Source organism: Mesorhizobium sp. M5C.F.Ca.IN.020.32.2.1 (assembly GCF_004023105.1).
Classification (GTDB): Bacteria; Pseudomonadota; Alphaproteobacteria; order Rhizobiales; family Rhizobiaceae; genus Mesorhizobium; species Mesorhizobium wenxiniae.
Map to the genome: position 1 here is coordinate 1 of NZ_RZSX01001226.1, position 1424 is coordinate 1424.

Sequence of the window (1424 nt, forward strand, 5' to 3'; positions counted from 1 at the left end):
CTCCCCTGCCAGCCCGGCCCCCGCCTCGATCTGCCTGCCGAGGATCGCCGAGGGCCCCGACAGTGGTGCTGCGACACCGACCAGCAGCGTCTCAGCGTTCGCATCGCCGGCGAGAGACAGCCAGGCCAGCACCGCTATTGTCGTTGTCGTGCCTATTGTCCGGGGTCGCATGCGTGCGAAGAATTCCTCCGCGCCGGTCGCGTGTTGCCGGCGCCACTTCCTGCCAAGACCTAAAGGCTGGTCAGCTTTCACGCAACACGCGAAATTCAGGATGCATGTCAACCACTTCGCTTGTGGCATGCAATATGCCGCCATATATAACGCTGGGTTCACCTCGCTTCAAACCAATGGAAATCGCCGGTGCTGAAGAAGAACGACATAGGGCCGCAGGCCTATCGCGACGCGATGAGCCATTTTGCCGGCCACGTCCATGTGGTTACCACCGATGGCCCCGCCGGCCGGCGCGGTGCGACCGTCATTGCAGCCTGTTCGGTCTCGGACACGCCGCCGACTATCCTGGTTTGTCTCAATCGCGAAAATCCCAAGAACTTGCCGTTCGTGAAGAACGGCAAGTTCGCCTTGAACACGCTGGCTTCGGACCAGGAGGCGCTGTCGGTCGGCTTTTCCGGTCTCACCGGCCTGCCTGTCGAGGAACGTTTCGCGTTGGGCGATTGGGACGTGATCTCGACCGGTGCGCCGACGCTGAAGGGCGCGCTCGCCGTGTTCGACTGTGAACTGATCGACACCAAGGATCTGGCCACCCACCGTGTGCTTTTTGGCAAGGTGACAGGCCTGCGCACCGGCGATAATTTGCGGCCGCTGATCTATCACGGCCGCGGCTATCACGCTCTGTAGAGGCTCTGGATGGCTGCACCCACGGAGAGAGAATGACCGAGTTGAAATCGCGCCCCGCGCCGGCGACGATCGACGAGACGCTCGATTTGCTGACCGGCGCGGACTATGTGGCGGACCGGTCTTTGGCGACCGTCCTGTTCTTATCGCTGCGCATGAGGCGGCCGCTGTTTCTCGAGGGCGAGGCCGGCGTCGGCAAGACCGAGATCGCCAAGGTGCTGGCGCAAGCGCTTGGCCGCCGGCTGATCCGCCTGCAATGCTATGAAGGCCTGGACGTCTCCTCCGCCGTCTACGAGTGGAATTACGCCGCGCAGATGATCGAGATCCGCATGGAGGAGGCGGCCGGCAAGGTCGACCGCTCCGACATGGAGCGTAACGTTTTTTCCGAAAAGTACCTGATCCGCCGCCCGGTGCTCGACGCGCTGACCGGCAAGGCGGGCGGCGCCCCGGTCTTCCTGATCGACGAGCTAGACCGCACTGACGAGGCCTTCGAGGCGTTCCTGCTCGAAATCCTCTCCGACTTCCAGGTGACTGTTCCCGAACTCGGCACGATCAAGGCCGAGGAGCCGCCG

General features: G+C 63.1%; 2 protein-coding genes and 1 pseudogene. 2 read left to right on the forward strand and 1 reads right to left on the reverse strand.

The window, feature by feature from the left end:
* Positions 1 to 300, reverse strand: a pseudogene (locus EOA86_RS40950) (ABC transporter substrate-binding protein); the annotation flags it as partial.
* A 60-nt stretch (positions 301 to 360) separates the two neighbouring features.
* Between EOA86_RS40950 and EOA86_RS34630 the strand changes: the two are divergent.
* Together EOA86_RS34630 and EOA86_RS34635 are read left to right on the forward strand one after the other, a co-directional pair.
* Positions 361 to 855, forward strand: coding sequence for a flavin reductase (locus EOA86_RS34630; RefSeq protein ID WP_128345614.1), 495 nt, complete (start codon positions 361 to 363; stop codon positions 853 to 855).
* Between the two features lie 32 nt (positions 856 to 887).
* On the forward strand, positions 888 to 1424 hold a 537-nt coding region (locus tag EOA86_RS34635; RefSeq protein WP_164892325.1), incomplete at its 3' end, for a MoxR family ATPase.